The following is a 23,340-nucleotide window of genomic DNA, read 5'->3' on the forward strand; positions in this document are numbered from 1 at the left end:
TTACTCATCTTAATTTATTAAAAATGGACATCTTCTATTTGTCTCAATACGCTGCTGTATCGGAAGCTGCTGATGGCAGAGATAAAGAAACCCATTCTTCTCTTTTTTTCCTAAGAAGAAAAAACCTTCTAAATCAGCTTCATTAACAGCTGACAACATTATTAAAAGCCCGGGAATCTCAACTATGCGCTCATACTCCTTTAAAAAAATATGTAAACTTCCGTACCTTAAAGGTTTCCGACAAACAACAAAATCTCTCAAGAAAGGATATGCATAAACTCCAGAAAATTTCTCAATTTCATGTTTATATGAAACTCCATCCCAACTACATAAGCCCGGTCTCACCAGCTCAACTTGAGAAAAGAATGATATACAACATGCTGAAAAATCCTCTAAATATTTTTCGGCATATTGTAACGTTTTCGCTGCTTCACTATATGTTGGATAAGCACCATGGCCTACCTTGTCATTTCTCAAATTTTTTGCATCTATCAAAACTGGTAAAGCACTAAAAATTGGACCTCCTTCGTCTAAAAACTCTTTCCAAGCTTCATTTTTTATCTCTGCTTTTTCGTTTAATGCTTTAATAGTGTTATTAATTTCTTCTATAAACCTAACCCAAAAACCAAACGACCCTCCAGATCTATTAAATTGTTTTTTATTTTTATTAATAACAGATAAAATATCAATACCAGCGTCATTTGTGATGGATATAAGTACGGCGCAGAAATATTGAGACACACACTCAAGAAACTTAAGTATCAATTCGTACTTTTCTTTATCGTAACCTCCGTTAGTATTCTCTTGATGATGAAGAAGGTTAGCAAGAGGATATGGTAAAACGTCCGCTAATTGCTCGACGGGCCTCTGGCTATCAATTGAAAAGCGCCTAATATATGGAGCCAACCAAACTTTTTCTTTATTATCTTGAAGCTCCACTATCTTCTTATCAATATTAACAAAAAAATCTACCATTTCATTCTGAATTTCAAGACTAGGTATTGGCAACTCAACTTGCTCAAGCACTTTATAGCTAAGAGTCCTAAAACCCATTTTTGAAAAATTCTCAAGAACTCCTTTTTTCCATATCGGCCCTTCAAGAACAATCTTTAAATACTCTTCATAAACAACATCTTTTTTTATTTTGAACAACAGATTATTTCCTAAAACCGCTGAATAAACTTCCTCATATTTATTAAGCACTTTGCCAGTAAAAGAAGAAATAGAAAGATCCCAACATGAATCATCTGTACCTTTAACAGGACTGGCAAAGTCACAAAATCTTAACCATTCTGCATTAAGCCCCTTAACCATCGCCTTAGGAAAATCTCCGATAAAAAAAGAGCTAAAGTTTATTTCATATCCCACCAACCCAACTTGTCCATCAATTGGATCTACAATGTCCCTTTCCACCCAAGCATCATCAAAATCAGCTGTTATTTTGTTAAAAGCCTTTTCATCAATTATCTCTCCTATCGGTATATATACTTGTACACGTAAATTTACATCAGAAGTTATTCTCCCATTTGCTTCCTTACATGCATCGGCGTCCGGGTCGCGCTCGGAAAACGCGTTGAGGAGTGCTTTTTGCACCGGCGCGCCGATTTTCAATCCGGCCGCCTTTAGCGCCGCCTTGAGCGCTTTGGTGAAAACATCGCGGTTGGTATAGCGCTCGTCAGGATCAAGCGTCGCGCAGGCTTCCTTGATCGCCTCGCGTTCGGCCTCGTCAAGCTTCTGAAAAGGCTTTTCGTCATCCAGCTTCGCCAGCCGCTCGGGGCTTGCCTGGAAATTCAGGCGCAGCGGGCGCTCTACGGTAATGCGCCGGTAGCCGAAGGCTTCCACCGGGAAAATTTTGCTCTCTTCACCTGCCTGGTTCTGGCCGTAGAGCCGTACGATCGCTTCGATGTCGTCATCAGCCACGTACTGACGCTTGCTGCCCAGCGACTTGCGCATCTTGCTGGCGCGGCCGGTGGCGTTGATGAGCTGAACCTTGCCGCGGCGCTCGGCGGGTTTGGCATTCGAGAGAATCCACACATAGGTGGCGATGCCGGTGTTGTAGAACATATCCGTGGGCAGGCCGATAATCGCCTCGACCATATCGTGCTGCAGCAGATAGCGACGGATTTCGGACTCTCCGCTGCCCGCACCGCCGGTAAACAGCGGCGAGCCGTTGAGGATAATACCGATGCGCGAGCCACCCTGCTGCGCGGGCCGCATCTTGCTTACCAGGTGCATCAGAAACAGCAGTGAGCCGTCGGATACCCGCGGCAGGCCCGGGCCAAACCGACCGTTATAGCCCTTTTGCTTGTGTTCTTCGATGACCTGCTTTTGGACTTTCTTCCACTCCACGCCAAAGGGTGGATTGGAGAGCATGAAATCAAAGTGTTCACCAGCCAACTGGTCATTGGCGAGGGTATTGCCCAGCTTGATCTGGCGAACTTCCTGGCCCTTGACCAGCATATCCGCCTTGCAGATCGCATAGGACTCCGGGTTCAACTCCTGGCCATGTAGCGAAACGCTCATGCCACCACTGACCTGCTGTATGTACTCGTCGCTTTCCGATAGAAAGCCGCCCGTACCCGCCGTTGGGTCATACACGGTCACGATGCCGCCACTCTTGAGCTTGGCATCCTGGTGTGTCAGCACCAGCGAGGTGGTCAGATGGACGATATCGCGCGGGGTGAAGTGCTCCCCCGCCGTCTCGTTGGAGCTTTCCGCGAACTTGCGAATCAGCTCCTCGAAGACCAGGCCCATACCGAAGTTGGAGAGCCGTGCCGGGCTCAAATCCGTTTTAGCAAACGCTTTGACGACTTCATAAAGCAGGTCATTGGCATTGAGCTGATGCACAAAGCTCTCGAACTCGAAGTGCTCAAAAATTTCGCGTGCGTCCTGGCTGAACGACTGCACGTAGCTCATCAGGTCATTGGCGGTCTGCGTCGAGGAGAGCGTGCCCAGCGTCAGCTTTGATGCGTTATAAAAGGGTTGCACCGATGCGCGAAGTAGAAGCTGCTCGCGTACGCCGTCCGGCTTGTCGCGATGCTGATGAGCCGCATCCACCACGGTCTGTTTGGTGGGCTCGAGCACACACTCCAGGCGCCGCAGCAGCGTAAAAGGAAGGATGATCCGGCCATACTGAGACAGTTTGAAATCGCCGCGTAACAGGTCGGCCACCGACCAGATAAAGGCGGCAAGTTGAGAGTGGCTTTCTGTGTTCACGGTGCGTCCCCACGTCAATCGTTCGTTATCAATGGGCGCTATGATACACATACACAGGTAGGCAATCAGCCGCTAGTCACGATAAGCCAAGAAAGCCATAAACGAGTGACTGGGACAAAGATCAATCAGCGTTTGAAGTCATAAAATCAAGTAACTTCAAGAGGAATTTATCAGGGGGGACTTCCAGAAATAATTGGTGGGCCCAGTCCGACTTGAACGGACGACCAAGGGATTATGAGTCCCCTGCTCTAACCAACTGAGCTATGGGCCCGAAAGGCGTGCATATCATAGCGAATGTGGCGGGGCGAGGCTACCCCTGGGGCGCTATCTTGATCTTATTGCGGCACTTTTACACCGCGGGCGAGTCTGCTGATGAGCCCTTACTATGGAGACATGCCATGAAAGCCTTGTTTGCTCTTTTACCGCTGGTGCTGGCGATGCCGGTGTCGGCGGATTGGCAGCTGGATTCGAGCCAGTCCCAGGTGCAGGCGAGTATTACCCAGCTCGACGGCGGCTCGCCGCAAACCCATCATCATCAGGTGCGTGATTTGCAGGGCGAGATTTCGCCGGACGGCACCCTGCGCCTGCCGCTGAAACTCAGCCAGACCGACCTGCTCTCGCGCTTTGGCGAGCTGCCGGTATGGGCGCGGCTTCTCACTGATTCCACGCTGGTGACGTTGACCGCGCAGATGCCGCCGGAGCGCCTCGATCGTCTGGATATCGGCGAATCGATGGTCGAGACACTGACCTTTCGCGTGCAAACCGAGGGCATCAATCAGCAAGAAGACGTGCCGCTGCGCTTTACCCGGGAAGGCTTGAACCAGGTGCGCGTGACCCACGCCGAGCCCATGGCCTTGAATGGTAGCACGCTCATGGCCAACAACACGGTGCGCACGGTGATGTCGCTGCTGGGCTATCAGCAAATTGCCGACCATGTGCCGGTCACCCTCGATGCAGTGCTGATCAACCGCTAGCGCTTAAGTAGCCGCCGCCCGGCGCACGCTAGCAATCAAGGGGCTGCCGGTGTCCGGGTCTTTTAAAAGCGTGCAGTCTACCTGATAAAGCGTACGTACCAGCGCCGGGGTCACGACCTCGGCGGGCGTGCCTTCGGCGACGATACGCCCTTCACACATGGCAATGAGATGATCGGCGTAGCGACAGGCGCTGGCCAAATCGTGCAGCACCATCACCACGGTGCGCCCTTCACGGGCAAGCTTTTGCACCAGTTCGAACACTTCGATCTGGTGGCCCAAATCCAGCGCGGAAGTAGGTTCATCCAGCAGCAGCAGCGGCGTTTGCTGGGCGATGGTCATGGCGATCCAGGCACGCTGGCGCTGCCCGCCGGAAAGCGCCTCGAGCGGCCTGTGCGCTAGCGCCTCCAAGCCGGCGGCCTTGAGCGCGTACTCGACGACCTGCTGGTCCTCCGGCGACCATTGGCGCAGCCACCCCTGGTGGGGCTGGCGGCCAAAGCGGATCAGCTCGGTGACGGTGAGCCCTTCCGGTGCCACGGCCTCCTGGGGCAGCAGCGCAAGCTTCTTGGCAAGCGCCTTGGCGGGTAATGCCTGGATATCGGCGCCGTCGAGCAGCACCGCGCCGCTTTCCGGCTTGTGCAGCCGGGCCAAGCCCGAAAGCAGCGTGGATTTACCGCAGCCGTTGGGCCCCACAATGGCCGTCACCTGGCCGCTAGGCAGGTCAAGGCCCAGCTCGTTGATCACCCGGCGTGCGCCGTAGTTCATGTTCAGCGCCTGGGTGGCAAGCGTAGGCGTGTCGTGCGAGGTGCTCATGGGTGGCTCCGTTGCGGGCGCATCAAGATCCATAAAAGCCAGGGGCCGCCCACCACGGCGGTCACGATGCCCACGGGAATTTCGATGGGTGATAAAAGCGTTCGCCCGGCCAAATCCGCCAGTACCATGACCAGCGCCCCGGCAAGCGTGGCGGCCAGCACCGGTACGTGGCGTGAACTTGAAAGCGAGCGGGCGATTTCCGGGCCAATCAGCGCAACCATGCCCACCGGGCCTGCCACCGCAACGGCAAGCCCGGTGAGCACCACGGAAAGCGCCAGCACTTGGATGCGGCAGGCTTTGACCTTCACCCCCAGCCCGCTGGCCACGGCGTCTCTAAAGCGCAGCAGCGTGAGCGAGCGTGCCAGCACCATCGCCAGCACGATACCCACCGCCAGCCCTAACGCCAGCAGCAGCACCGCATCGGGTGAACGGGCGTTGAGGGTGCCGACGGTCCAGGGGTAGGCGGCGTTGGCGTCGTCGATGGGTACCCGAGCCAAAATGAACTGGGTCAACGCGCCAAACACCGCGCCTACGCCAATGCCCGCCACGATGAACCGATACCCCTGAGTGCCGCTGCCCGCAGAAAGGCCAAAGGTAATCGCCGCAGCGGTGGTGGCCCCGGCCAGCGCCATGGCGGGCGGGGCGATAGACGTACCAATACCGATGACCGAGGCGACCGCGAACGCCGTCGCGCCGTTGTCGATACCGATGATACCAGGCGTTGCCAGCCGGTTACCGGCCAGCGTCTGCATCAGGATACCCGCCAGTGCAAAGGCCCCGCCGGTCAGGCAGGCGCCGGCCAGGCGCGGCAGGCGAAGCTCCTGCACCATGAAGGTGGTCATGATGTCGCCCTGGCCCGCCAGTGCCGGGATCACTTCGCTAATGGAAAGCGGCACGCTGCCAAAGGCCAGATACACGACCCCGGCTACCAATAGCGCGAGAATGAGTGCGCAGTTGACCCATACCGCGCGGCGCTCGAACAGTACGCTGTACGCCTGCCCATTGGCGTGCCAGGCCAGGCGCCAGTAGCCAGGCAGCGCCGGGTCGCTCGCTTTGAATGCGCGCACGTCGTCCACCGCCTCGTGTTGGGAAGGGAGCTCCTTCATGTACTCGGGGCTCGCTGTCGTTTTGGTTGCCATCGTCACTGTTAACAATAATTACCGTGTAAATAGTTACCGTGGTAAAAGGCCACGCCGCAAAAGGCGCGGGCTCAAAGCATGGGTAAACGGCGGGCGCGCACCACCGCGATCAGCACCGGCGCGCCGCAAAGCGCGGTCAACACACCCAGCGGTAGCTCCGAGGGGGCGACCACGACCCGCGAAATGATATCGGCGCTCAACACGATCAGGGGTCCGATGGGCAGACAGAACCAGAGCGTGCGGCGAATGTCCGGCCCGGCCAGCGCCCGGGCGACGAACGGCACCACCAGGCCCACGAACGCAATCGGCCCGGCGATCGCCGTAGCCGCGCCGACCAAAAGCGCCACACAGCCGATCACGATCCAGCGGATCAACGAAGGATGATGACCAAGCCCGGAGGCGGCGCGCTCGCCCAGCGCCAGCGCCGCCAGCGGGCGGGCGGTGAACACCACCATCACCCCGGCCACGGCCAGGCTTGGCAGCACGGCGGCCAAATCCTCAAGGCGCCGCCCGGCCAGGCTCCCCACGACCCAGAAGCGGATCTCGTCCGCGGCGCGCTGGTCATAAAGCAAAATCAGCGAGGTCAGCGAGCCCAAAAGCCCGGAAAACGCCGCACCGGCCAGCACCAGGCGCACCGGGTCGTTGCCCACGCCGCGAAAGCGCGCCACGCTCAGCACGCAGACACACCCGGCCAGCGCCCCCAGCTGGGCCACGGAAATACGTAGCGTCGCCGCGCTCGCGCCGAGCACCAGCGCTAGCGCAACGGCGAACGCCGACCCGGCACTCACGCCCAAAAGCCCCGGCTCGGCCAAGGGGTTACGCGATACCGCTTGTAAAAGCGCCCCGGCCACGCCAAGGGCAGCCCCCACCACGATGCCGATCAGCATGCGCGGCGCGCGAAGCTCCTGCACCACAAAGCGCGCCTCGCTGTCGGCGCTGCCCTGCAAAAGCGCCAGCACTCGCACCGGCCCTACGCTGCCAGCGCCGATCAACAGGCTCAACACACTCACCGCCACGAGGGCGGTGAGCAGATACATCATCAGAACACGGGGCGTTTGGCGCGTGACCGCCCCACTAAGTGCGTGGGCTATTCCGGTCACGGCAGCAAGGCGTTTTCGATACTATCCAGAATGGCCATGGCCGCCAACGGGCCGCTGGCACTGCTCCAAAGCTGGCCGTCAACCGGTATCACTCGGTCTTGCTGTACAACGTTCAGGCGGTTGAAGGCATTGCTCTGTTGGGCGGCGTCCAGCGCCTCCTGGCCGTCTTCGTTGAGCGTGGCCAGAAACAGCCAGTCGCCGTCGACCATGGAAATATTCTCCAGGCTCAGCGCATCGCTGTGGGCGCTGCCCTCTTCGACCAGCCCGGCATCACTCACATCGATACCCACGCGGTTGAGAAGCCCGGTGGCAATCAGGTTTTGTGACATGACCATGGGGCCGCTGGGCATCCAGCGCACCACGAAGGCGTTCTCGTCCGGGTGGTTTTCCTGAATCCTTTGTGAAAGTTCTTCGACGCGTGCTTCCACCGCCTGAATGGCCTCTTCCACCGCCTCCTGGCGGTTGAGCGCTTCGCCAAACAGGCGCGCTTCGGCTTCCCAGTTGTCCGGCTTGAAGGTCTGGGTGGGCGGCACGATGGTGGGCGCAATGCGCGAAAGCAACTGGTACTGCTCTTCGGGGAGCTGGGCGGCGGCCAGGATCAAATCCGGTTTTTGAGAAAGTACGGCTTCGATATTGATTTCACGTACCACGCCGACCATCTCCGGGCGCTCATCGTCGAAGTACTCGGTCACGTAGTTGGCCACGTCGGTGCCGCCACGGGTACTGACTGCGCCCAGAGGCATGATGCCGGCGGCAATGGCGGTGTCCAGCGCGCCTTCGTAAACCGTCACCACGCGCTCGGGGGTGCCTTCGACTTCCACCTCGCCAAAGCCGGTTTCGAGCGTCCGAGCCTGGGCGTGCCCCGCGAAAAGTGCGCTGACCAAAGCGCCCGCCATTGCCAAACGGCCTACCGTGTTACCCCGCGCTGTACCCGCCATCGAAACTCTCCTGTTTGTTAATGCCATTGATAGTAACGATTCTCAAAAGCAATTGCATTACCAATTTATCGAAGACCCCTGCCCCCTTTCAAAAAGTGTTTTGGCGCCGTTAGCGCATTGGCGGCGATGCAGCGCGCTTTTCATTCGTCGTTCCATATTAAGCAACACGGCGTTCCTTAATTTACGCTCGATATTGGGAACTATTATTTTTAGACTCACTATTGCATTTGATAACAAGTCTCATTAACAAGACAGCCACTTTTATCGCAAGGGTTCTTCAATGCCTCGTTTTACTCGCACCGCCATTGCCAGCGCCGTCGCCTTGGGCGCTTTTGCTACTGCCACGCACGCCCAACAGGTGACCAACAACCTCGACGATATGGTCGTGACCGCCGCCGGGTACGAGCAAACGCTGAACAATGCGCCGGCCAGTATCTCGGTGGTCACCCGCCAGGAACTCGAGCAGAACCCGTTCACCAACGTGGCCGAGGCCATTGCCGATATCCCCGGGGTGGATACCCGTGCCGGCACCGGCAAGACCGGCGGGCGGGAGATTTCGATTCGCGGCATGCCCAGCGACTACACCTTGATCCTGATCGATGGGCGCCGCCAGAATACCTCCGGCGATGTCACGCCCAACGGTTTTAGCTCTACCTCCACCAGTTTCATGCCGCCGCTTTCCGCTATCGAGCGTATCGAAGTGATTCGCGGGCCGATGTCGACGCTTTACGGCTCCGACGCCATGGGCGGTGTCATCAACATCATCACCCGCCGGGTGGGGACCGAATGGGCGGGGTCGGTCAGCGTCGAGACTTCCTTCCAGGAGGACCGCGACGAAGGCAACAGCTCCACCCTCAACCTCTACGCCTCGGGCCCGCTGGTGGAAGATACCCTTGGGGTGCAGCTACGCGGGCGCCTGTTCGACCGCGCAAGCTCCGAGCGCCTGGTCGAGGAAAGCGTCGGCCGCGACCCCCGCCCGGCCGAGGCACGCATCTACTCGATCGGCGGCCGGGTGAGCTTCACCCCGGACGATACCCACGAAATCTGGCTGGACGCCGAGCGCGCCCGCCAGACCTACGACAACGACGACTGCCGCCTGGGAAGCCTGGACGGCCTGCGCCGCAGCGACTGCGAAACGCCGGAGCCGGACGCCTACTTCGGCTACGAGGACGAGCTGCGCTTCAATCGCGACCAGATCGCTTTGGGCCACTCCGCGCATTTGAGCGCGGGCACCTGGGATAGCAGCATTACCCGCAACGAAACCGAGTCCCTGGGCCGCACGTTGCCCGCGGGTAACGCCCCGGCTTACGGCTACGTGGCCCAGGGCGGCGAGCCGCGCCAGCTCGAAAACCGCGATATCGTGGTGGATACCAAATTCGTGGCGCCGCTGGATGATCACATGGTCACCGTGGGGGGGCAGTACATCGACGCCGAACTCATCGACGCCACCGCCGGCGACGAAACGTTCAGCCAGTCGAGCTGGGCCGTCTTTCTCGAGGACGAGTGGTTTCTACGCGACGACCTGGCGCTGACCCTGGGCGGGCGCTTTGAGCACCACAACGCCTTTGGCGGCCACTTCAGCCCGCGTGGTTACCTGGTGTGGAATACCACCGACGAGTGGACGCTCAAGGGCGGCATCAGCCAGGGCTATAAGACCCCGACGCTGAACCAGCTGCACGACGGCGTTAACGGTTTTGGCAACCAGGGGCTCTCGGCAAGCCTGGGCTCGCCCAACCTGTCGCCGGAAAAGAGCACCAACTACGAAATCGGCGCGATCTACGACAACCTGGATAACTTTTCCGCCGGGGCGACGGTCTTCTTTACCCAGTTCCGTGACCGTATCGCCAATGGCGACGACCTTCCGAACTGCCAGTTTGTCGATAGCAGCGGCAACCGCCCGTTTGCGGATGCCGCCAACTGTATCAGCGTGGGCGACTTCACCACCCAGGATAGCTTCAACCAGGAAGTCAACGTCGACCGCGCCGAAACCCGCGGTATCGAGCTGACCAGCCGCTACCAGTTCGCACCTAAATGGAGCATCAGCGGCGGCTACACCTACACCGATACCGAAGTGACCTCCGGCGACAACGAAGGCCAGGCGTTGACCAATGCGCCCAAACACAAGCTGACTGCGGATCTCTCCTGGGCGATCAACGCGCGCTGGACCACGACGCTCGAAGGCGAATACTACGCCTCTCGCGACCGCTTTAGCGGCAGCGTCTCGGGTAACTCCGCCGCGCTGGTCGAGCAGGTGGGTAACGACCTGGATGGCTATGAGCTGTTCAATCTGCGCTCGTCTTACCGCTTCTCGGACAACGTTCGCCTGACCGGCCGGGTCGATAACCTGCTCGACAAGGACTTCTCCGACTACGACACCTACACCTTCGACGGCGATACCTACGTCGCCTACCGCTACACGCAAACCGGGCGCTCGAATACCGGTGTGGCGGTCGATGGCCGCAGCTACTGGCTCTCCGCCACCTACGACTTCTAAGGCTGGTTGCTTTCGATCGATGCTCTCTGATCTCGCTTACTGATTTTTAGCCCCGGCAAACACCGGGGCTTTTTTAGCACGCTACGAACACCCCGCCCCCGGCTCACCCACCGCAAAAAAGGCTACCCGTGGTTAGCCTTTCCAACAGAGCGGCTTCGGGTGAACACAAATGCCTCTTATTTTCATTTACATACCAAGCTGGCACAATAGCAGCAATATCTCTGCTCGCGGGCCTTTCCCATGCTTGATTTCGATGAACTTGCCGCATTTTCGGATGTAATGGCCACCGGTAGTTTGACGCGCAGCGCTCAGAAAATGGATCTGGCCAAATCCACCCTGAGTCGACGTATCAGCCAACTGGAAGCGCGCTTGAACCAGCCGCTTTTAAGGCGCCAGGCGAACCAGTTGATTCCGACCGAGGCGGGGCTGTTATTTCACGGCTACTGCAACGAGCTTTTAGCGCTGGCCGAGCAAAGCCAGGAAGCGCTTTCGGAGCTGCGCGAAGAGATTAGTGGCAAGATCACGCTGGAGGCGCACGGTGTACTGGCAAGGGACTGGGTCGCCGGCTTGGCCGAGACGTTTCTGGCCCGCTACCCAGGGGTCGAACTGACCCTGCGCTGCCGCGAAACACCCCCCGCCAAACTCGATAGCAACAGCGTGCATATTTGGCTGGGTAGTATCGACGACTGCGGCCTGAATCAGGAGCGGCTGGGCCAGCTTACCCGCGGGCTTTACGCAAGCCCCCGCTACCTGGCGCAAGCGCCCAAACTTACCCACCCAAGCGAGCTTTACCATCATGCCTGGATCGACCTCCTCGATACCGCATCGAAGGGACTAGCGCTTTATCACGCAGACGCGCCGGAATACGTTTTCTCCCCGCCCCGCTCGCGGCTGCGCGTGGATTTGACCGTGATGCATATCAACGCGATCGCCAGCGGCCAGGGCATCGGGCTTTTACCCCACTGGATAGTCGCCCAGCGCGAAGCGCATCACCCGGGCGAGCTGGTGCACTGCCTGGCCGGGTGGGAGCCCAAACCTTTGCCAGTGTCGCTGCTTTACGCCTACGGCCATCATTCGCGCCGGGTCAGCGCGCTGTTGAGCTTTCTGCGCGAGCGCGTGCCCACGCCGTGGCGAGTGCCGCCCCTTTCGGCCTAGCTGGAAAGCCGGGCTTTTTGCCGGGCCGCGCCGGGAAACCTTGCCAGCTAACGACCTAATTGCCGACAATAGGCGCTTACGCTCGCCAAGGACGCTTCATGCTCGTTGAACTCTTCGCCGTCATGGCCCCGGTGCTCGCCGGGGCCGGGCTCGGCTTTATGTGGGTCCGTTTGGGCTACCCCTACCCGATCGATTTCGTCACCCGACTGGTGTTCAATATCGGCACCCCGGCGCTGGTGCTGGCCTCGCTTGCCGGTGCCTCGATCGACGCGCATACGTTCGGTAAAACCATGCTGGCAACGGCCCTGGTACTGAGTCTCATGGGGCTGATGGCCTTTGGAGCCGCGCGGCTTTTGCGCAAGGATTGGCGGGTCATCCTGGCGCCCATGATGTATCCCAATACCGGCAATATGGGCCTGCCGGTGGTGCTCTACGCTTTTGGCAGCGCCGGGTTTATTTACGGCATCACCATCATGGTGACCGTCTCGCTTTTTCAGTTCACGATCGGCGCGATGCTCTCGAGCCGCGGCAATCCGCTCAAAACCCTGGTCAAAACCCCCACGGTCTACGCGATTTTGATCGCCACGGCGCTGCTGCTGACCGACACGGCGCTGCCGGCCTGGATTGCCAATACCGTGGACCTGATGTCCGGGTTTACCGTCCCGCTGATGTTGATCACCCTGGGGGTGTCGCTTGCCAGCATTCAGGTCAAGAACCTGCGCTCTGGCATTGGCTTTAGCCTGGTCCGCATTCCGCTGGCCGCCGGGCTTGCCTGGCTCGTCTCGACGCTTTTGAATCTGCCGCCGCTGGGTCAGAGTATTTTGATTTTGCAGATGTGCATGCCGGTGGCCGTGTTCAATTACCTGTTCGCCCAGCGCGCCAAGCGCGAGCCGGTCTACGTGGCAAGCCTGGTATTCTGCTCGACCCTGCTGGCGCTTTTCTATCTGCCGGCGCTGCTGGCGCTGATGATGTAGCGTTTAACGGAACCTACCCCGTTGGGCGTAGTCACTGCTAGATTAATTATAATTCCCAAGCCGGAGATCACGCTCATGACGACAACGCCTGCCCTGACGCCCACGCACCTCGACCGCCGTGCTTCACCGTTTTTTTCACCGTTACTGGGCGGGCTGTTGCTGCTGGGCGGCTTGAATAGCGCTCAGGCTGAAATCATCACCGACGCCGTGACCACCGATGCCGCCACGTTTTCCATCGAACGCGTGGCCGACGGCTTTACACGCCCCTGGGCGGTCGCTTTTCTACCCGACGGGCGGTATTTGGTCAGCGAGCGTAGCGGTCATCTCAACCTGGTGGATAGCGAGGGCCATGCAAAGGTGCTCAGCGGCATGCCCGATGTGAGTCGTCAGGGCCAGGGCGGGCTTTTGGACGTCGTGCTCCATCCGGATTTTGGCGACGGGGAACACGACTGGATCTATTTCACCTGGAGCAAGCCCGACGCCAACGGCACGCGTACCGCACTTTCGCGGGTGCATTGGGAAGGCGAAGAGCTGGGTGATGTCGAGCACCTTTTCGAGCAGGACCGCGCCTCGGGCCCCGGTCGCCACTACGGCTCACGCCTGGCGTGGCTCGATGACGGCACGCTGTTGATGAGCGTGGGGGACCGGGGCTCCGACCCCAGCCGCGCCCAGGCAAGCGATGACCATGCGGGCTCGACCCTTCGCCTGACCGACACCGGCACCGCCGCCCAAGACAACCCCTTTATCGATGATGCCGGCACCCTCGATGAGATCTATACGCTTGGCAACCGCAACATTCAGGGCATGGTGGTGCGCGAAAACGGCCAGGCGTGGGTCTCCGAGCATGGCCCGCGCACCGGCGACGAGATTAACCTGATCAAGGCCGGCCACAACTACGGCTGGCCCGAGGTAACCCTGGGCAACGACTACGCCACCAATGAGCCGCTGGGGGCGGATTCCGCCCCCGGCATGACGGACCCCGTGGTGGACATGGAGGGGCGCTTTGCGCCCTCCGGGCTTGCGGAAGTCTCAAGCGATGGCTTTGCCCACTGGCAGGGCAACCTGCTGGCCGGCGGGCTTGCCAGCGAGAAGCTCGAGCGTTTCGTGATCGACGGCGAGCGCGTGGTCGAAAGCGAGGTCGTACTGGAAGGTCAGATCGGGCGCATTCGCGACGTGCGCCAGGGCCCGGATGGCGGCATCTACCTTTTGACCGATAGCGACCAGGCCGGGCTTTATCGTCTGATGCCGGTCGATTAACCTTTGACACCTTTGCTGGCACGATGGATACCCGATGCGCTTACGTAACTTAATGATTTTAACGGTCATCGTGCCGCTGTTTATTGCACTGGTCGTGTTTAGTTTCGTGGCCATCAAAGCCCTCGAAGATAACGTCCGTTCCAAGCTTCAAACCGAGGTCGAAATCATCACCCGGGCGCTGAGCACTTCATTAAGCTACGCAGTAGCCCGCGACAGCGCCGCCCCCCTCGAGGAGGCGCTGCAGTCCGCGTTCTCGTTTCACCGTATTTACGGCGCTTACGTATTTGACGTGCAGGGCCGGGAAATTTATGGCCTGGGGCTGGGTAAAAACCTGTTTACCCCGGACGAAATTCAAAGCGTGATCGAGCGTGACGACCTTTACAGCAACTACCGACAGCACGACGGCTGGACCTACTACTCGGCGCTGATTCCGCTGCGCACCCAGGACGGCAGCGTGTATGGCGTCCTGCAGGTCAACCGGCTCAACACCGGCATCGAAAACTATACGGGCTTTATCAGCATCGTCGCGGTGCTGGTGTTCATCATTGGTGCCGGCGGCATCGTGCTGAGCATCTGGTGGGGCTTTCGCCGCTATATCGAACGGCCTTTGAACCAGCTCTTGCGTGTTATGCTTTTGGTCGAGGACGGGGATCGTAGCCAGCGGGCAAGCGTCGAGGGGCCGGTCGAGTACCGCCGCCTTGCCTCGGGGCTCAACGGTATGCTCGACGCCATGGCCGAAAAGGACCAGGACATCGACGCGCGGCGGCGGCGGGAAATCGAGCTCGAAAAGCGTCTGCGTAAATCCAAAAAGCTTGCCGAGCTCGGCGTACTCGCCGCCGGCGTTGCCCACGAAATCGGCGCGCCGCTTACCGTCATCAATGGCCAGGCGCAGCGTCTGGCCCGGCGGGATGTGATCGGCGACGACGAGCGGGCAAGGCTTGGGCGCATTCGTGGCGAGGTCGAGCGCATCGTGGAGATCGTGCGCCAGTTGATGGAGCTTGGCCGCCAGCACAATGTGGAGAAAGACCGACAGTCGCTTGACCAACTGATCATGAGTGCCAGCGAACTGGTAGAAGAGGAGCTGGAGCCGCGCGGCATTCGCCTCGATATCAAGCTCCCCGACCCGTCGCTTTGCGTGCTGGTCGATGGCCAACAGATCGTGCAGGTACTGACCAACCTGCTGCGCAACGCAGCGCAAGCGCCGGATGTCAGCCTCGTTCAGGTACGCGCGCAGCAGCAGGAAGACGAAATTACGCTCTGGGTCGAGGACGACGGCCCGGGCATTCCGGCGTCGAATCACCAGCAGGTGTTCGACCCGTTCTTTACGACCAAGCCCGTAGGCCAGGGCAGTGGCCTGGGGCTTTCCATGGTACACCGCATTATCAACGATCACGGCGGGACGATTGGCGTGTTCGATAGCGCCCTCGGGGGGGCCGGGTTTGAAATCACCCTCCCCTTGAGTGAAACCGCATCCGCTTGAGGAAGACGTTTGTGACCGAACAGGACCACCTTTTACCGTTACTGGTTGTCGAAGACGACCCCGCGATCCGTGAGCTGTTGGAAGAGGAGTTGCACGACGCGGGGTATCAGACGCTGGGCGTACCCAGCGCCGAAGAGGCCATGGCGCTTTTAAGCCACACGCCCGTGGCCATGATGATCACCGATGTACGTCTGCCCGGCATGACTGGTATCCAGCTACTACAGCAACTGCGCCAAAGCGGCTCGGAGCTGGGTATCATCGTCATTACCGCCTTTGGCACCATCGACCAGGCGGTCGAGGCGCTCAAACTCGGCGCCGATGATTTTCTCACCAAACCATTGGATCTGGACGCCATACGCGAAGCGGTGTTTCGGGTGCTCGAGCGCCAGCGCCTGGCGCTCAATCACGATAGCGAGCTCAACCACTTCCACGGCATCGTGGGTAAAAGTCACGCCATGCAGGCGCTTTTTCACGACGCCTCTCGGCTTGCCAAAAGCAACGCCCCGATTCTCATTCTGGGCGAAAGCGGCACCGGCAAGGAACTGCTCGCCCGCGCGATTCACCAGGAGAGCCCGCGGGCCGAGGCGCCGTTCGTGCCGGTCAACTGCGCAAGCATTCCCGCCGACCTGATGGAGAGCGAGTTCTTTGGTCACGTAAAAGGCGCTTTCACCGGCGCCAACGAGGCGCGCAAAGGCCTTTTCCAAAGCGCCCAGGGCGGCAGTCTGTTTCTGGATGAGATCGGCGAAATGCCCATCAACCTGCAGGCCAAACTGTTGCGCGCGTTGCAGGAAAAAACCGTACGCCCGGTGGGCGGCGAGCGCGAAGAGCCGGTGGATGTGCGTATTATCGCCGCCACTCACCGTCATCTGGAAAAAGAGATCGAGGCCCAGAACTTTCGTAGCGACCTGTTCTACCGCCTGGAAACGTTTTCGCTACGCATACCGCCGCTGCGCGAACGCGGAAGCGACATCGAGCACCTGATTTTCGCCCTGATCGACAAGCACGCCGAAGCCCAGGGCAAGCAGATCGAGCAGATCGAACCCGATGCGCTGAACACGCTTTTAAGCTACCCCTTCCCCGGCAATGTGCGCGAACTCGAGAACGCGGTAATGCGCGCGGTCACGCTGAGCGAAGAGGGTTTATTGAAGCACGGCGACCTGCCCGAACGGCTTCGCGACCATGCGGGCTCGCACTCCGAGGCCGAGCTCTCGCCCACGCTAAGCGGCGAGGTACTTCCCGGCATCCAGGCGCCAGCACCGGCGCAGCACCGCTGGCCAAGTCTTGAAGAGGTCGAAAAGCGCTATATCCGCAAAGTGTTGGAAGCGACCGGCGGCAACAAGCGCCGTACGGCGGAAGTACTCGGGATTGCGCGGCGTACGCTATACCGGCGCCTGGAAGACGACAGCTAAACGCCGAGCTGCACGCAGCCATTCGCTGCGAAACCGGCAATCTCGACGGCAAAGGGCCAGGCAGTGTAACTGCCTGGCCCTTTTGCTTTGCCTATCAGGGCTTAACGCCCGAGATTTTAAACGTCGTCGCTGGGTGTTTCACCTGCGTCATCGTTGGACATGGGCCCGGTCCCCATGGGCTGCTCTTCTTCCGGTTCTGCCTCCGGGTTGGGCGCGTCATTGTCACCACAGCCCGCCAGCCCAAGCGCACCCAGCGCTAGCAAAGCGCTCAACAAAAGTGCCGTAAAGCGATTATTACGTTTTGTCGCCATGTCCTTCTCCTTGACCTTAAGGCAATCCTTGAATCGGTAGTCCCGAACGGGGCTTATTAAACGTAGCGCTAGCGCCCGTTTTTTACCAGCTCGATTAGCGCGCTAAACGCCTAGCCGGGCAGCGGTTTTCGGTCAATCGGCTTTTAGACGCATTCACCAGGGTAGTAACCAAAAAAACCCCCGCGGGGGGCGGGGGTAATGGTGATGAACCGCATATGACAGCCGCAGGGAACAGACAGCCGTGCCGGATCACCACCGTAGGGAGCGGTAAAAACTTACTGGTTCAGTTGTTCGTCGTCGTTGGTTTCGTCACCCGGCATGGGGTCGGTACCTTCACCAAAGCCCGGGTTCTCTTCGGGGTCTTGATCGTTCATGGGCTCGGTCTCATCACCGGGCATCGGCTCTTGCGACGTGGCGGCATTGTTATCAAGGCCCGGGTCCGTCGTCGTCGGGTCATTGGCCGCCGGGTCGTTCATGGCCGGGTCGTTACCCATAGCCGGATCGTCGTTCATGGCGGGGTCGTCGTTCATGGTACCCGGCTCATTCGTGACGCCATCGTTTTGCTGCATGGTCTCGGGCTGCTGAGTCGGCGGCACTTCTTCTTCATCGTTGCCGCAGCCAGCAAGCGCTAGCGAGCTTACCGTAGCCAACATGCCGAGTGCGATGAGCGACTTGCGCTTGAACGGTTTCGCTTGCTTATCCATAAGACCTGTCTCCGTTAATTCATCGATTGCTTCAACTACTTTATCGAATCCAGCCAACGAGTCGCGAAGGCTGGGTAGAGCATTTGAAACTACGAAAATAGTGTTTGGTAAAACTGTTACACGTTGCGTGCCAAAGTCACCATATAAAAAACTACCACTTTAAAAAACAATAACTTAAAAAAATAATCCACCTATTCCAGGTTTCATCTATCCTGATTGAGGTGGGATCAAAATGACACATGTAGCGTTAGTTAACCGTGCAGTTTGAGCGTTGTGACACACCGGCATCGTTTATGTATAATAAAATTTAATAAATCAAAGAGTAATGGTTAATTTGCTTTTATGATCTCTTGGGGGCAGCAGGATCAATGGTTGCTGTGGTGTTCGCGCCACAAGGATGCCCAACGACAAGTCACTTCAATAAAAGGCACGGTCAATGGATGAAACACGTCCTGTTAAAATTCGGGTTCGGAATTTAAGCAAGGTATTCGGGAAACAACCAAAGAAAGCACTCGAGCTTCGCGATCAGGGCCTTAAGCGCCCCGAGATTCTCGAGAAAACCGGTCAAACGCTGGGCCTTTCCAATATTTCTTTCGATGTCCATGAAGGCGAGCTCCTGGTCATCATGGGGCTTTCAGGTTCGGGTAAGTCAACGCTTATCCGCTGTTTGAACCGGCTTATCGAAACCACCGAAGGTGAAATCGTCATCGACGACGAAGATATTCCTTCGCTAGGCGAGAAAGCGCTTTTGGAGTGCCGCCGGCGCCACTTTTCGATGGTCTTTCAGAACTTCGCGCTCTTTCCTCATCGAACGGTTCAGCAAAACGCCGAATTCGGTCTCGAGATTCGCGGTATCGACAAGGCCAAGCGTCGGGAGCTTGCCCATAGCTCCCTCCAGCAGGTGGGGCTGGGAGGTTGGGAGGACGCCTATCCCAACCAGCTCTCCGGTGGCATGCAGCAGCGCGTGGGCCTTGCCCGAGCGCTTGCCAACGATGCCAGTGTGCTGCTCATGGACGAAGCCTTCTCCGCACTGGACCCCTTGATTCGCAAGGACATGCAGCAAGAGCTTCTTCAACTGCAGACCCGCATGCAAAAAACCACCGTCTTCATCACCCACGACCTGGACGAGGCGCTAAGCATTGGCGATCGCATCGTGCTATTGAAAGATGGTGAAGTCGTTCAGATCGGCACCCCCGAAGAAATTCTGACCAAACCGGCGGATGACTACGTGCGCCGCTTTATAGAAGGCGTGGATCGCTCGCGTATATTGACCGCCGAAAGCGCCATGCGCCCGGTGCGCACCAGCGCCCGGGACACCGACGGCCCACGCACTGCGCTGCGCCGTATGCGCGATTACAGCCTCGACTCTATCTACATGACCGATCGCGACCGCCGCCTGCATGGGCTTTTAACGGCGGACGCCGCGAGCAAAGCAATAGAGGCCGGCGCCGACTCGCTCGCCGGGTATCTCACCCAGGATTTCCGTCAGGTCCCCCCCGAGGAGCCCCTGCAGCACCTGTTCGCCATGTTTAGCGAAAAGAGCTTCCCGATTGCCGTGGTCGATGAACAAAAGCGGCTGCTCGGGGTGGTCGTTAAAGGCGCGGTACTCGATGAACTGGCACGAGCAGGAGAGCAGTAATGGATATTCCACGCATTCCCTTGGGTAACTGGATCGAGACGGCGCTGAGATGGCTGACCAGTGAGTACTCGGTCGTTACGCGGGCTATTTCCCGCTTTACTCAAACCGGTATCAATAGCCTGAATGACAGCCTGATGTGGCTACCCGAGTGGGCATTGATGGCGCTTATCGCCCTGCTCTGCTGGCGGCTGGCAAGCACACGGCTGGCCATTGGCGCGATAGCGGGTCTGGCACTTATCTGGAATCTGGGCCTTTGGAACCCGATGATCGAGACGCTGACGCTGGTGGTGATCGCTACCCTGGTGGCGGTGGTGATTGCGCTACCGATCGGCATTCTGGCAGCGCTCTCGGACCGGCTTTATCGCGTCATCATGCCGATTCTGGATTTCATGCAGACCATGCCCGCGTTCGTCTATCTGATTCCGGCGATCCCGTTTTTCGGCATTGGGGCAGTATCGGCCATTTTTGCCACCGTCATATTCTCCATGCCGCCGGCCATTCGTTTCACGACCCTGGGGATTCGCCAGGTCCCGACGGATCTGATCGAAGCCGCCGATGCCTACGGCGCGACCCGCGCTCAGAAGCTTTTCAAAGTGCAGCTGCCGCTTTCGCTGCCCACGGTCATGGCCGGTATCAACCAGACCATCATGCTGGCGCTCTCGATGGTGGTCATTGCGGCGATGATCGGCGCCGACGGCCTGGGTAGCGAAGTATGGCGCGCCATCCAGCGCCTTCGCCCAGGCGACGGCTTCGAAGCCGGTATTGCCGTCGTCATTCTGGCCATGCTGCTTGACCGTTTGACTCAATCGCTTCGCAAAACGCGTCAGCAGTAGAACATTCGGCTTATTGCCGGGCTTGAAAGTTGAAGCCCGGCGTATAAGCCACCAGGCTTGAGAGGCCAAAACGGGACGCGTTCCAGTACGTTTTGGCTCTCATCAAGTAGAGGCGTTGACCTCTTATAAAAGCGTCATTCATCAATAAGGGAAACAACATGAAAACACGCATCAATCGTTCGATTCGTCTCGCCACCCTTGGCGTGCTTGCCGGTAGCACCCTGATGACGGGCAGTCTTGCCCAGGCCCAGGAGCAGGGCACGATCAATCTCGCCTACGTCGAGTGGTCCTCGGAAGTAGCCTCCACCAACGTGATCGCCGCGGTGCTCGAACAGGCAGGCTTCGAGGTGAACATGACCTCTCTGTCCGCGGCGGCCATGTTCCAGGCGCTGTCTACCGGCGATGCCGATGCCATCGTGGCGGCTTGGCTGCCGACCACCCACGCCGAATACATGGAGCGCATCGACGGCGACGTAGAAGATCTCGGCCCCAACCTGGACGGCACCAAGCTCGGCCTGGTCGTCCCCGAGTACACCGATGTGGACTCAATCGACGCGCTAAACGATAACGCAGCCCTTTTCGACAACGAGATCATCGGTATTGACCCGGGTGCTGGCCTGATGGGCCTGGCCGAGGAAGTCGTCGATACCTATGACCTTGAGCTCAACCTGCGTAGCGGCAGCGACGCCACCATGGTCGCCGCGCTCAGCAATGCGATCAATAACGAAGAAGATATCGTCGTCACCAGTTGGACCCCGCACTGGATGTTCGCGCGCTGGGATCTCAAATATCTCGACGACCCGGAAGGCGTCTTCGGCGGTGCCGAGCAGATCCATACCGTGGTGCGCAACGGTTTCGAAGACGAAATGCCCGAAGCCTACGCCATTCTCGACGCTTTCGAGTGGACGCCGGAGCAGATGGGCGAGGTCATGCTGATGAACCAGGAAGACGGCAGCGACCCCTACGAAACCGCCAAGCAATGGGTCGAAGAGAACCAGGATGTGGTCGAGCAGTGGCTTGATTCGTAAACCCAAGCCGTGATCGGTCGGCCGGTGTATTGCGATGCACCGGCCGCGTTTATAAAAGGTTGGTAAAGCAACGACTTCGGTTCAACATGGAGAAAAATCCAGTGGAAAATGAAAAACCCAATGAATCTCAGGATGAGCCGGTCGGCGAGGGGATTCCTTCACCGGATGGGCCAGCAAACCTTATCGATACGGATTATGTCATCGGTCAGGACAATATCACCACCAACAAGATGGGGTTCAGCCTCGACCTTCACGGCAAGGTGTTTAGTATCTCGGCGGTGATTATCCTGCTGTTCGTGGTTATAACCCTCGCCCTTCAGGATACGATCGAGCCGTTTTATAACGCTATATTTAGCTTTTTGACCGGTAACCTGGCGTGGTTCTTCATCCTTGCCGCCAACCTCTTCGTGATTCTCTGTCTTGGGCTGATTATCTCCCCTCTAGGCAAAATTCGCCTTGGCGGAGCTGACGCCAAGCCGGATTTTACCTATATGGGCTGGTTCTCCATGCTCTTCGCTGCGGGTATGGGTATCGGACTAATGTTCTTTGGCGTCAGCGAGCCGTTGACCCACTTCGGCACCGCTCTGGAAGGGGGCTCCGGCGCTCCCTTGATGGGTGCCCAGGGCGATGAGGGCACCTCGACGGCGCTCGCCATGGCGGCCACTATTTACCACTGGGGCCTACACCCCTGGGCAATTTATGCGGTCGTCGCGCTCTCGCTAGCGCTTTTTTCGTTCAACAAGGGGCTTCCGCTCTCGATGCGCTCGGTGTTCTACCCTATTCTGGGTGAGCGTGTTTGGGGCTGGCCGGGCCACGTCATCGATATCCTGGCGGTATTCGCGACGCTCTTCGGTCTTGCCACCTCGTTGGGGCTGGGCGCCACCCAGGCAGCCGCTGGCCTCTCCTATCTCTTCAACGCGCCGGAAAGCGACATTACGATGATCCTGTTGATCGTTGGCATCACGATGATCGCCATCTGCTCGATCATTGCCGGCGTCGACAAAGGTGTACAACTGCTCTCCAAGATCAACATCGCCTTGGCGGCGGCGCTGCTCTTCTTCGTGATCGGTGTCGGCCCGACAATGTTCATCGCCACGGGCTTCTTCGAAAACATGTTCCACTACGTGGTCAACCTGCCTGCGCTCGCCAACCCCTTCGGGCGCGATGACACCGGCTTTACGCAAGGCTGGACAGCGTTCTACTGGGCCTGGTGGATCTCCTGGTCGCCCTACGTCGGTATGTTCATCGCCCGGGTATCCCGCGGACGTACGGTACGTGAGTTCCTGATCTCGGTATTGATCGTGCCCACCGTGGTATCGGTCCTCTGGATGACCGCTTTCGGTGGCACCGCCATCGACCAGTTCATAAGCCAGGGCATCGAAGCCGTACGGGAAGGCGAAGGCGATCTCCAGCTCTTCTTGATGCTCGAGCAGCTGCCGTTTTCGCAGATCACTTCCTTCATCGGTATCGTGCTGGTCATCGTCTTCTTCGTGACCTCCTCGGACTCGGGCTCACTGGTCATCGACTCGATCACCGCTGGCGGTAAAGTGGATGCTCCCAAACCGCAGCGTGTATTCTGGGCCATCATCGAAGGGGCCATCGCCATTGCGCTGCTTCTCGGCGGCGGCTTGACCGCACTGCAGACCATGGCGGTCTCTACCGGCTTCCCGTTCACCATCATCCTGCTGGTCGCAAGCTATGCGATCATCAAGGGCCTGATGAGCGAACCCAAGGCGGTGTAAACCAAACGCGTCAAGCGCAGCAACACGAAACGGGCGGCCCTGGGGCCGCCCGTTTCGTATGTGTAGCGTATAGGGCGAGATGACCGGCTTAGTGGCCCCGTATCAGCAATTGGACGGTGGGCGCTTTTCCGCATCCA

The 23,340-nt window shown here is 58.5% G+C and carries 18 protein-coding genes and 1 tRNA gene; 11 read left to right on the forward strand and 8 right to left on the reverse strand.

Annotation, left to right across the window (positions count from 1 at the left end; genetic code table 11):
• Positions 1 to 9: 9 nt before the first annotated feature.
• Entirely contained in the window at positions 10 to 3,216 is a 3,207-nt protein-coding gene (locus ACWHRL_RS12835) for an N-6 DNA methylase (protein ID WP_447893971.1), read from the reverse strand.
• Positions 3,217 to 3,410: 194 nt separating this feature from the next.
• Positions 3,411 to 3,487, reverse strand: a tRNA-Ile gene (locus ACWHRL_RS12840).
• A gap of 127 nt (positions 3,488 to 3,614) precedes the next feature.
• Here ACWHRL_RS12840 and ACWHRL_RS12845 point away from each other — a divergent pair.
• Complete coding sequence (locus ACWHRL_RS12845) at positions 3,615 to 4,190, forward strand: hypothetical protein (RefSeq protein WP_447893972.1); 576 nt, start codon at positions 3,615 to 3,617, stop codon at positions 4,188 to 4,190.
• A gap of 3 nt (positions 4,191 to 4,193) precedes the next feature.
• On the opposite strand, the gene ACWHRL_RS12850 is transcribed toward ACWHRL_RS12845, so the two are convergent.
• From ACWHRL_RS12850 to ACWHRL_RS12865, 4 genes are all read right to left on the reverse strand, one after another.
• Positions 4,194 to 5,000, reverse strand: coding sequence for an ABC transporter ATP-binding protein (locus tag ACWHRL_RS12850; protein WP_447893973.1), 807 nt, complete (start codon positions 4,998 to 5,000; stop codon positions 4,194 to 4,196).
• A complete protein-coding gene (locus tag ACWHRL_RS12855; protein ID WP_447893974.1) occupies positions 4,997 to 6,106 on the reverse strand; it encodes a FecCD family ABC transporter permease in 1,110 nt (369 codons plus the stop codon). Before ACWHRL_RS12855 ends, ACWHRL_RS12850 begins: the two co-directional genes overlap by 4 nt.
• A 104-nt stretch (positions 6,107 to 6,210) precedes the next feature.
• Positions 6,211 to 7,179: a FecCD family ABC transporter permease gene (locus ACWHRL_RS12860; protein ID WP_447896177.1), complete on the reverse strand. Its 969-nt coding sequence runs from the start codon at positions 7,177 to 7,179 to the stop codon at positions 6,211 to 6,213.
• 56 nt (positions 7,180 to 7,235) lie between these two features.
• Complete coding sequence (locus ACWHRL_RS12865; RefSeq protein WP_447893975.1) at positions 7,236 to 8,177, reverse strand: ABC transporter substrate-binding protein; 942 nt, start codon at positions 8,175 to 8,177, stop codon at positions 7,236 to 7,238.
• A gap of 280 nt (positions 8,178 to 8,457) precedes the next feature.
• Between ACWHRL_RS12865 and ACWHRL_RS12870 the strand changes: the two genes are divergently transcribed.
• The 6 genes from ACWHRL_RS12870 (at position 8,458) to ACWHRL_RS12895 (ending at position 16,946) form a co-directional block, all read left to right on the forward strand.
• Positions 8,458 to 10,671, forward strand: coding sequence for a TonB-dependent receptor domain-containing protein (locus ACWHRL_RS12870; RefSeq protein WP_447893976.1), 2,214 nt, complete (start codon positions 8,458 to 8,460; stop codon positions 10,669 to 10,671).
• A 240-nt stretch (positions 10,672 to 10,911) separates the two neighbouring features.
• Positions 10,912 to 11,826 carry a LysR family transcriptional regulator gene (locus tag ACWHRL_RS12875; RefSeq protein ID WP_447893977.1) on the forward strand — a complete coding sequence of 305 codons (915 nt, stop codon included), beginning with the start codon at positions 10,912 to 10,914 and terminating at the stop codon, positions 11,824 to 11,826.
• A 98-nt stretch (positions 11,827 to 11,924) separates the two neighbouring features.
• Positions 11,925 to 12,800 carry an AEC family transporter gene (locus ACWHRL_RS12880; protein ID WP_447529528.1) on the forward strand — a complete coding sequence of 292 codons (876 nt, stop codon included), beginning with the start codon at positions 11,925 to 11,927 and terminating at the stop codon, positions 12,798 to 12,800.
• 75 nt (positions 12,801 to 12,875) lie between these two features.
• Positions 12,876 to 14,057, forward strand: a complete 1,182-nt coding sequence (locus tag ACWHRL_RS12885; RefSeq protein ID WP_447893978.1) for a PQQ-dependent sugar dehydrogenase — start codon at positions 12,876 to 12,878, stop codon at positions 14,055 to 14,057.
• 34 nt (positions 14,058 to 14,091) lie between these two features.
• Positions 14,092 to 15,537 (forward strand): ATP-binding protein, encoded by a 1,446-nt coding sequence (locus tag ACWHRL_RS12890; RefSeq protein ID WP_447529530.1) that lies wholly within the window; start codon positions 14,092 to 14,094, stop codon positions 15,535 to 15,537.
• Positions 15,538 to 15,548: 11 nt separating this feature from the next.
• Positions 15,549 to 16,946, forward strand: coding sequence for a sigma-54-dependent transcriptional regulator (locus ACWHRL_RS12895; RefSeq protein WP_447529531.1), 1,398 nt, complete (start codon positions 15,549 to 15,551; stop codon positions 16,944 to 16,946).
• A 116-nt stretch (positions 16,947 to 17,062) separates the two neighbouring features.
• Here ACWHRL_RS12895 and ACWHRL_RS12900 read toward each other — a convergent pair whose 3' ends face one another.
• Positions 17,063 to 17,257 (reverse strand): hypothetical protein, encoded by a 195-nt coding sequence (locus tag ACWHRL_RS12900; protein ID WP_447529532.1) that lies wholly within the window; start codon positions 17,255 to 17,257, stop codon positions 17,063 to 17,065.
• A gap of 275 nt (positions 17,258 to 17,532) precedes the next feature.
• Entirely contained in the window at positions 17,533 to 17,961 is a 429-nt protein-coding gene (locus tag ACWHRL_RS12905; protein WP_447529533.1) for a hypothetical protein, read from the reverse strand.
• Between the two features lie 436 nt (positions 17,962 to 18,397).
• Between ACWHRL_RS12905 and ACWHRL_RS12910 the strand changes: the two genes are divergently transcribed.
• From ACWHRL_RS12910 to ACWHRL_RS12925, 4 genes are all read left to right on the forward strand, one after another.
• Positions 18,398 to 19,600: a quaternary amine ABC transporter ATP-binding protein gene (locus ACWHRL_RS12910; protein ID WP_447529534.1), complete on the forward strand. Its 1,203-nt coding sequence runs from the start codon at positions 18,398 to 18,400 to the stop codon at positions 19,598 to 19,600.
• Positions 19,600 to 20,433 (forward strand): ABC transporter permease, encoded by an 834-nt coding sequence (locus ACWHRL_RS12915; RefSeq protein ID WP_447529535.1) that lies wholly within the window; start codon positions 19,600 to 19,602, stop codon positions 20,431 to 20,433. Before ACWHRL_RS12910 ends, ACWHRL_RS12915 begins: the two co-directional genes overlap by 1 nt.
• Before the next feature lie 158 nt (positions 20,434 to 20,591).
• The gene (locus ACWHRL_RS12920) at positions 20,592 to 21,461 is read left to right on the forward strand and encodes a glycine betaine ABC transporter substrate-binding protein (protein WP_447893979.1); all 870 of its coding nucleotides are present in this window, start codon (positions 20,592 to 20,594) and stop codon (positions 21,459 to 21,461) included.
• Between the two features lie 86 nt (positions 21,462 to 21,547).
• Complete coding sequence (locus ACWHRL_RS12925) at positions 21,548 to 23,203, forward strand: BCCT family transporter (RefSeq protein WP_447893980.1); 1,656 nt, start codon at positions 21,548 to 21,550, stop codon at positions 23,201 to 23,203.
• The last annotated feature ends 137 nt before the right edge of the window (positions 23,204 to 23,340 follow it).

The organism is Vreelandella sp. GE22 (genome assembly GCF_968212445.1).